The 8,588-nt window shown below is 69.6% G+C and carries 8 protein-coding genes; 3 read left to right on the forward strand and 5 right to left on the reverse strand.

Annotated elements, in window-relative coordinates; all coding sequences use genetic code 11:
- Positions 1-6: 6 nt before the first annotated feature.
- Positions 7-1,197 carry a type VII secretion-associated serine protease mycosin gene (mycP, locus tag AB0M47_RS07560; protein ID WP_363409969.1) on the reverse strand — a complete coding sequence of 397 codons (1,191 nt, stop codon included), beginning with the start codon at positions 1,195-1,197 and terminating at the stop codon, positions 7-9.
- The gene (locus AB0M47_RS07565; RefSeq protein ID WP_363409972.1) at positions 1,194-2,594 is read right to left on the reverse strand and encodes a hypothetical protein; all 1,401 of its coding nucleotides are present in this window, start codon (positions 2,592-2,594) and stop codon (positions 1,194-1,196) included. The genes mycP and AB0M47_RS07565 overlap by 4 nt, the downstream gene beginning before the upstream one ends.
- 158 nt (positions 2,595-2,752) lie before the next feature.
- On the opposite strand from AB0M47_RS07565, the gene AB0M47_RS07570 reads away from it, so the two are divergent.
- Positions 2,753-3,361: a hypothetical protein gene (locus AB0M47_RS07570; protein ID WP_363409975.1), complete on the forward strand. Its 609-nt coding sequence runs from the start codon at positions 2,753-2,755 to the stop codon at positions 3,359-3,361.
- A 43-nt stretch (positions 3,362-3,404) separates the two neighbouring features.
- On the opposite strand, the gene AB0M47_RS07575 is transcribed toward AB0M47_RS07570, so the two are convergent.
- The 3 genes from AB0M47_RS07575 to AB0M47_RS07585 all read right to left on the reverse strand — a co-directional run bounded on the left by AB0M47_RS07575 (position 3,405) and on the right by AB0M47_RS07585 (position 6,944).
- Complete coding sequence (locus AB0M47_RS07575) at positions 3,405-4,982, reverse strand: acyl-CoA carboxylase subunit beta (protein WP_363409979.1); 1,578 nt, start codon at positions 4,980-4,982, stop codon at positions 3,405-3,407.
- A gap of 76 nt (positions 4,983-5,058) precedes the next feature.
- Entirely contained in the window at positions 5,059-5,745 is a 687-nt protein-coding gene (locus AB0M47_RS07580) for a hypothetical protein (RefSeq protein ID WP_363409982.1), read from the reverse strand.
- Entirely contained in the window at positions 5,730-6,944 is a 1,215-nt protein-coding gene (locus AB0M47_RS07585) for a hypothetical protein (RefSeq protein WP_253757988.1), read from the reverse strand. Before AB0M47_RS07585 ends, AB0M47_RS07580 begins: the two co-directional genes overlap by 16 nt.
- 147 nt (positions 6,945-7,091) lie before the next feature.
- Between AB0M47_RS07585 and AB0M47_RS07590 the strand changes: the two genes are divergently transcribed.
- Positions 7,092-7,859: a biotin--[acetyl-CoA-carboxylase] ligase gene (locus AB0M47_RS07590; protein WP_363409985.1), complete on the forward strand. Its 768-nt coding sequence runs from the start codon at positions 7,092-7,094 to the stop codon at positions 7,857-7,859.
- 68 nt (positions 7,860-7,927) lie between these two features.
- Complete coding sequence (locus AB0M47_RS07595) at positions 7,928-8,449, forward strand: PH domain-containing protein (RefSeq protein ID WP_253757984.1); 522 nt, start codon at positions 7,928-7,930, stop codon at positions 8,447-8,449.
- Positions 8,450-8,588: the final 139 nt, after the last annotated feature.

Here is an 8,588-nt window from a genome sequence, read left to right on the forward strand (position 1 = left end):
TAGCAGTCATGGTCGCGGGCCGTTCGGCCACGTGGGTGGCGGGGGACCGGCCGGCGGGCCGGTCGACCGCCGTGGGCGCAGGGCCAGGAACAGCACCAGCGCGATGATCGCCAACAGGACGAGACCGCCGGCCGCCAGCCCCACGATCAGGCCGGTGTTGCTGGTCGACGTCGGAACCTCGGCCTCGGGCGATCGAGGGCTGTACGTCGGCAACGGGGTCGCCGATTTGGTCGGACTCGCCACCGGGGCGACGTCGGCGGTCAGCGCCTTGATCGGATCGATCGCGCCGAAGCCGTATTCCGGGTCGCGGCCCGGCGTGCCCTTGTCGGTCGCCGTGGCCTCCAGCCGGTGCAGCACCTCGGCTGCGGTCAGCTGGGGGAACTTCGACCAGACCAGGGCCGCCACGCCCGACACGATGGCGGTCGCGTCGCTCGTCCCGGTACCGAAGCGCCAGATGCCGCCCCGGTTGTCGCTGTAGATGTTCTTCGCCGGTGCGGACAGCTCGACCTCGTCGCCGGTGACCGACGTCGAAAGGTGGTTGCCCTGCTGGTCCAGACCGGCGACGGCGACCGCCCAGGGATACCGGGCGGGCACCTGGACGCCGGTGTCGTGCGCGTCGGTGTTGCCGGCCGCGGCGAAGATCAGCACCCCGGCCGCCTGCGCCTCGTTGACCGCCCGCAGGGTTTCGAGATCGCCCACGGACTGCGAGATGTTGATGATCTTCGCGCCGTGCTGGATCGCCCAGCGGATGCCCTCGGCGACCGGCTTGTCGCCGCCCTCGACTCCGGTCGAGCCCTTGCCGACGCTCATCCGGATCGGCAGGATCTTCGCCTTCGGGGCGATGCCCAGCGCGCCGTCACGGTTGTTGGTGCCGTGACCGTGCGCGGCGATGATCCCGGCCATGCCGGTGCCGTGCCCGTCGTCGTCAGCGCGGCCGTTGCCGGTGCCGCCCTTGATCACGTCGACGCCGGTGAGAACGTTGCCGGTCAGGTCCGGGTGATCGGCCACTCCCGTGTCGATCACGGCGACCGTGATTCCCTGACCCTGCGCGATCTGGTGAGCCTGAGCGATCTTCAAGTAGCCGAGGTGCCATTGCTTGGCGCGGATGGCATCGCCGTGCGCCGCGGCCGGCGTGGCGGACGCGAGGACGGCCGAAGCCGCCAGCGCCGCCAGCGCCGACCGGCGAAGCAACCTCACCACCGGCCGCCGATCGCGGGACCGGGGTCGATGGGGCCGAAGTCACCGGGTGCGTCGACGACGGGCGCGACGCCCTCCGCGACCTCCCACGGATTGTCCGGATCCCACTCGTTGCCGTGCTCGTCGTCGCCCCGCTTGCCACGGCCACCAGCTCCGGCGCCGACCATGCCCGCGCCTCGGCCGCCGGCGACACCCGTGCCACCGGTTCCGCCGCGGCCACCGGCCGCGCCAGGGCCGCCGACTCCGCCCGCGCCGCGACCGCCGACCACGCCGCCGGCCGGGTTGACGCCGCCGCGACCGGGCATGCCGCCGGTCGTGGGGCGGCCGCCCTGCTGGCCGATGATGCCCTGCGGGCCGACGAGCGGACGTCCACCGGGCGGACCGGCCAACGGGTTCTTGCCGCCGAGGATGTTGTTGGGACCGAGCGGGCCGGGACGAACCGTGGGCCCGGTCGGACCCGGCGGCAGGTTCGGCTTGATGACGCCCTGCGGACCGACTGGCGGAACCGGGGGCGTCAGGCCGATCGGGCCGGTCGGCGGTGTCCCCGGCAGCGTCGGCACGGTCGGCATCGGCGTCGGCATCGTCGGGTTGGGCACGTAGGTGCTACCCGTCAGCGACGGCTGTGACGGCGGAATGTAGGCCGGCATCGGAACCACCGGCGGGACCGAACTCGAGCTCCCACTGTAGGAACTCGACGATCCGGTGGACCCGGTCGAGCCGGTGCTGCCGCTGTCGCCGCCGCTGTCGTCACGGGGCTTGCCGGCGAGCTTCGGCGGCGTGTAGGGCTGCGGCTCGACCATGTTGCCCTTGCTGACCACCAGATCGGTGCTCAGGTTCGACATCGCCGTCCGGGCCTGGTTGTCGAGCGCGTCCTGCTTGGCCGCCACACTCGGGTCCGGGTTCGACCGCATCCACGAGCCGAGCGAGGTCGAGTAGGACCGGCTGTTCGCGCCGTACTTGTCGGCCAGCTCGGTCTTCTTCGCCGAGAGATTCTGGTCGTAGGTCGACTGCTTGCCGAGGTTCTCGAGCCACTGGTCGTACAACGGCTTGACCTTGTACTGCGCCTCGCCGATCGCGGAGGCCAGGTTGGTCGCGCTGGTCTTGTTGGTGACCGCGCCGTCGTAGACGTCCTGCACGCTCTTGATGAGCTCGTCGAGCTTGTCGACGTAAGCCTTGGAAGCCGTGCTCTTGTCCGGCGGCCACGCCGTGACGAGCTGCTCCCGGAAGTCCTTCAATCGGTACAAATTGGTGGATGCCAGGTCGATGGCCTTCTGCCAGCCGCCGGCCTGCTTCCACATCGGCTCGGTGTTGATTTCGCTGATATACGCCCACATGGTGGGCGTGTCCTTGTCGTACCAGCTGGTGCCGCCACCGCCGCCGCCGCCCGCGTCAAGCATCGCCAGACCCTCCCCAATGTTCGAGCGATCGATGCTGAGAGTACTTTGCCAAGGCAACGACGTGCTACCCGATCCGCTACTTGTGGATAACTTGGGGATAAAGGTGATCGCCGGGGTTCGTGCGTTGCCCGTACCCGGCTGGGCGCGTTACCCCTACCGTGGCATCACGCACCCTGGTCATCGCCGTTCTCGTGCTCGCCGCGACCGCGGGATGCCAACCGCGTACGACGGGGACGGCCGCGCCGGCCGTCAGTGCCGGCTCCACTCACGCGGCGGATCTGCTCACTCGAGGCGACATTCCCGGCGCCGGTTGGCGGCCGGTCGGCGTACCAGCTGAATTGGGCTGGTCTTTCGCGGTGAGCGGGTGCCCGGTCTACGCCGCCGCCGACTATCCCGCGCAACGCCACCGGGCCTCGGCCCGCGCCGCGGCCTTCAGCCAGGGGCACGGCCGCGAGCTGCGATTGATCCTGGAGGGGTACGCGGACAGCTGGGCCGATCAGGCCATGACCGACGTACGCGAGGTGATCGCGGCCTGCCCGCGATACGACGACGGCGAAGTCCTGGCGAGCCACACGATCGAGGCGGAGGGGTTCGCCGGCGACGATTCCCTGATGGTGCGCAGCGACCACGTCAAAGGCGCGGAACCGGCCAAGGAGTGGTGGACGGCGGTGGTCCGCCGGGGATCCACCGTCGCCACCGTGACCGGCACGCAGCTCACCGAGTCCGAGGTACGCCGAATCGCGCTCGCCCAGGTCGACCGGCTCTGACCGATCGCCCGGCGCGCTGCGAACTGTTACCCGATCGTGGCCGTCAGAGCGGGATGTTGCCGTGCTTCTTCGGCGGCAACGTCTCCCGCTTGGTCCGCAACGTGCGCAGCCCCCGGGTGATGTGCGCCCGGGTCGAGGACGGCTGGATGACGGCGTCGACGTAACCGCGCTCGGCGGCGACGTACGGATTGGCCAGGGCGTCTTCATACTCCGCGATCAGCTTGGCGCGTTCGGTCACCGGATCGGCGGCCTGCGCCAGCTCCTGCCGGTAGAGGATGTTGACCGCGCCCTGGGCGCCCATCACCGCGATCTGCGCGGTCGGCCAGGCGAAGTTCAAGTCCGCGCCGAGGTGCTTGGACCCCATGACGTCGTACGCGCCGCCGTACGCCTTGCGCGTGATCACGGTGATCTTCGGCACCGTCGCCTCCGCGTACGCGTAGATCAGCTTGGCGCCGCGCCGGATGATCCCCTCCCACTCCTGGCCGGTGCCGGGCAGGAAGCCGGGGACGTCGACGAAGGTGAGCACGGGGATGTTGAAGGCGTCGCAGGTACGCACGAACCGGGCGGCCTTCTCGCTCGCGGCGATGTCGAGGCAGCCCGCGAAGTGCATGGGCTGGTTGGCGACCACGCCGACCGGCCGGCCCTCGACCCGGCCGAAGCCGACCACGATGTTCTGCGCGTACAACGGCTGGACTTCGAGGAACTCGCCGTCGTCGAGGATCGTCTCGATGACCTTGTGCATGTCGTAGGGCTGGTTGGCCGAGTCGGGGATGAGGACGTCCAGCGCCTCGTCGTCCGGGCTCACCTCCAGCGACGGCTCGGCCGGCACCGACGGCGGCTCGTCCATGTTGTTGGCCGGCAGGTACGCCAGCAGCGCCTTGACGTACTCGATCGCGTCGTCCTCGTCGGCCGCCAGATAGTGCGCGTTGCCCGACTTGGTGTTGTGCGTACGCGCGCCGCCCAGCTCCTCGAAGCCGACGTCCTCACCGGTCACCGTCTTGATGACGTCCGGGCCGGTGATGAACATGTGGGAGGTCTGGTCGACCATCACGGTGAAGTCGGTGACGGCGGGGGAGTAGACCGCCCCGCCGGCGCACGGGCCCATGACCAGGGAGATCTGCGGGATCACGCCGGACGCCCGGACGTTGCGGAAGAAGATCTCGCCGTAGAGCCCCAGCGAGACGACGCCTTCCTGGATCCGCGCGCCGCCGGAGTCGTTGATCCCGACCACCGGGCAGCCGATCTTCATCGCCAGATCCATGACCTTGACGATCTTCTCGCCGAAGACCTCGCCGAGCGAGCCACCGAAGACCGTGAAGTCCTGGGCGAACACACAGACCTGGCGACCGTCCACGGTGCCGTAACCGGTCACCACGCCGTCGCCGTAGGGCCGGGTCTTCTCCAGCCCGAAGCTCGTCGACCGATGCCGGGCCAGTTCGTCCAGCTCGACGAAGGAACCCTCGTCGAGGAGCATGGCGATCCGCTCCCGCGCCGTCTTCTTGCCGCGCGAATGCTGTTTCTCCACCGCGCGGGCCGACCCGGCGTGCACCGCCTCGTCGATACGCGCGGTCAGCTCGGCCAGCTTGCCGGCGGTGGTGTGCGGATCCGGAGCCTCGGTCATGCCGAGATCCTAACGATCGTTCGGCCGCTGGTCGCTGTGATGCGGGCCATCGACGCGCTCACACCCGGGAAAGCGGTCAGCCGGTGAGGACGACTCCGCCGTGGAGGGCGATCGCGGCGGCGCCCCGCAGCTGCACCAGGCCCTTCTGCCCGGCGGCGAGCGCCTCGGCCGGCCCGTCCTTGACCCGGATGCCGTCGACGGCCAGCGGCTCCGGCGAGCCGGGCACGGTGACGCGGGCGCCCACGGGCAGTGCTCCGGCGAGCACGTCGGCGGCGACGGTCGCGACCATCTCCTCGCCCGCGCCCTGGACCTCCTTGACCAGCAGGACGGATACGCGGACGGCTCCGTCCGGCAGCGGCGGCTCCGGCCGGGGCGACAGCATCCCCTCGTGTTCGTGGAACAGCCGGCTCAGCTGCTCCCGGTCGGGCGAGGCGGGCTCGAAATCACGGGCGCGCATGTGCGCCACGAACTCGTCGGGCACCGCCAGGTCGTAGCGCTCGACCAGGTACGCCGTAAGGTGCGGCCAGGCCCACACGCCGTCGGTGTAGACGCTGGCCCCGCCGGGCAGTTCCAGGTCACCGCCCGGATCGCGCTGGAACCCCGGCACGATCGTGAGCGGCTCGCCGCCCTGGAGGTACGCCACCACACGCGACTTGTCAGGGGACACTCGCGACTCGGCGAGCAGATCCGCGGCCGCGACGCCGGTTCCGGCGACGTAACCCAGGTCTGCGAAGAAGCCGAAGAACTTCAGTCGAGCATCCACCCGTCCTGCTCCCAGTCGAAGGTCTGCCATTGACCGCCCGAGACGAAACTGCCGTCGGGGTTGACGATGAGCGTCTGATTGTAGCCGTGCACGGTGGCCTTCAACTCGCGTGCCACCGCCATGTTCATGTTGCCCCCGTAGCAGGTCACGAGGCGTACGGGGGTGCCGGGGACGTAGTCCGGATTGGCCTTGATGATCGCGGCGACCTCGGCCGGGGACATGTCGTGCGGGAAGCCCGACGGGCGGCCGTGGATCACGACCTGATGCACGCCGTCCTCGGTCTTGATATAGGAGTACGCCTTCAACGTGTTGGGATCGTTGCCGATCGCCGTCGCGCCGGGCCGGTGCTGGACGGTCGGCTCCCAGGTGGCGGGGTCGAAGTCCTCGTTGGCCAGTCGCGCGGGCCGATTGCCGCCGGGCAGATCGTCGGCCTTCCCGGTGAGCTTGCGCAGAATGCCCTTCAGCTGCTCGAGCAGGTCGCCGAGCTTCTTGACCATCGGGATGAGCTTCTTGAGGCTCGACAGCAGCGCCCGGACGAACTTCTGGATCTTGTTGACCCAGGTCGTCACCAGCGACACCACCTGGCCGATGACGACCGGTGTGGCCAGGCCCAGCGTCAGGCCCGCCTCAGCCAGCCACTGCGGCAGCCGGGCGGCCAGCGTCCCGACGAACTGGGCGATCAGGTCCCGGACGATGCCCCGGACCAGGCCGACGATCAGGCCCGCGCCCATCACCGCGTAGTGAATGCCGTGGGTCGCCTTGCTGATGCCCTCCAGGACGGTCAGCTGCGTGCCCGCGTGCTGGCGGTACGCGTCCCCCGACGGGCCGATCCACGACGCGGTCTCCACCTTGATCGCGTCCGCGTAGTACTTCTGGGCGTCCAACGTGTACTTGGACACGTTCTCCCAGGTCTGCGCGTGCGCCGCGATCTCGTCCGGATTGCCGGCCAGCCAGTCGAGCGCCTCCTTGAGCGGCTTGACGTGCTCCATCAGCCACGAGACGCCCCAGGCCACGAGGGACCCGAGCGGATCCAGGGCCAGCCCGACCAGATCGAGCGCGCCGCCGACCGTGCCGAGCGTGCCGTCGACCCAACTGTCGTTCTTGATGCCCTCGGAGACCTGGGCGACATCCTCGACCAGGCCCAGACCCGTGTACCACGTCGTGGACGACTGAGTCTGGGCCACCAGTGGATTGCCCACTCGCGAAACCTCCCCGTGTGCACCGGTAGCGCCTCCCCAGGACTCCGGTGCGCCGACGACGCTACGGAAACGTGGGACATCACCGCAAGACACCTCCGAGGCGCCTGTGGATAACCTGATCAACCATTCGTCTGAGACCCTGATCAGGTGAACTTCCGCGTACGCGAGGTGCAGGAAACCGGGTCGACCAACGCCGACGTCCTGACGGCGGCTCTGGCCGGCGAACCGGAAGGACTTGTCGTGTCGGCCGGTACGCAGACCGCCGGCCGTGGCCGGCTGGGGCGTACGTGGCAGTCGCCGCCCGGCGGCGGGCTCTGGTTCAGTGTTCTCCTGCGCCCGGACGTTCCACCGGCTCGGCTCGGCTGGCTGCCGCTGCTCGCGGGCGTGACCTTGGCCCACGGCGTACGCGACGTCGCCGGGGTGGACGCCGCCCTCAAATGGCCCAACGACCTCCTCGTCCAGGGGAAGAAGTGCGCCGGCATCCTGGCCGAGGCCACCGGCACGGGAGCCGTCGCACTCGGCATCGGGCTCAACACCCGGCTGACCAAGGAGCAGTTGCCGCCCCCGCCGCCGTCCGGTCTGCCGCCCACGTCGCTGGCGCTCGCCGGTGCGTCCGACGTGGATAACAACGCGCTGCTGACCGCACTGCTCGACCGGCTGGCTTCGGCGTACGCCGACTGGCGGGCGGTCGGCGGCGACCCCGAGGAATCCGGGCTGCGTTCCGCCTACCTGGGCGTCTGCGCGACCATCGGCCTCGACGTACGCGCGATCCTGCCCGGCGGCGCGGAGTTCCGGGGCCGGGCCACCACTGTGGACAACGAAGGCCGATTGGTCGTCGACGGGCGGGCGATCGCGGCCGGCGACATCGTCCATCTTCGGACGGATGCCCAGGCAATGCCGCGAACCGACCGATAGCGCGACTGGACGGCGGGGACTAACCTCAGCGCGTCGACTGCGAGAGCAGCACCATCAGGAGGTTAGTCGTGGCATTCCCCGAGGACGTGCTCAGCGGAGACGAGCGCGTCGTCATGCATTTGCACCCGCACTGGAAGGCACTGATCCGGCCGGTCCTCGTGACCGTCGTCGCCATCGCCGCGACCATCCTGGCCGGGGTCTTCATCAACCAGGTCGGGCTCATCGTGGTCGGCGCGCTGGCGCTGGTCGCCATCGTCTGGCTGGCCCTGTGGCCGTACCTCGTCTGGAAGACGACGCACTACGTCTTCACCAACGAGCGCGTGCTGCTCCAGACCGGCGTCTTCTCGCGCAACCGGCGCGACATCCCGGTCAACCGGATCAACGACCACTCCATGGGGCAGACCTTCATCGAGCGGCTGCTCGGCTGTGGCACCCTCACCATCGAGTCGGCCGGCGAGCGCGGTCAGTCGGTCCTCTCCGACATCCCGCACGTGGAGCGAGTCCAGACGGCGCTCTACGAGATCGTCGAGGCGGACCGGGACTCCCACAGCTTCGACGACGACGAGCGGCCCGCCGCCCCGGCGAAGTAACCGGCTTTCCAGCCGTAAACAGCGTGCTCCACGAAGATCAGGGTCATTTCCACGTTGCCATAGCGACATGGAAATGACCCTGATCTTGTCGTATCCCCCGACGCGGCCCGCGCAGCCCGCGCCCGGCGCAGCCCGCGCC

It is taken from the genome of Hamadaea sp. NPDC051192 (assembly GCF_040682475.1).
Taxonomy (GTDB): domain Bacteria; phylum Actinomycetota; class Actinomycetes; order Mycobacteriales; family Micromonosporaceae; genus Hamadaea; species Hamadaea flava.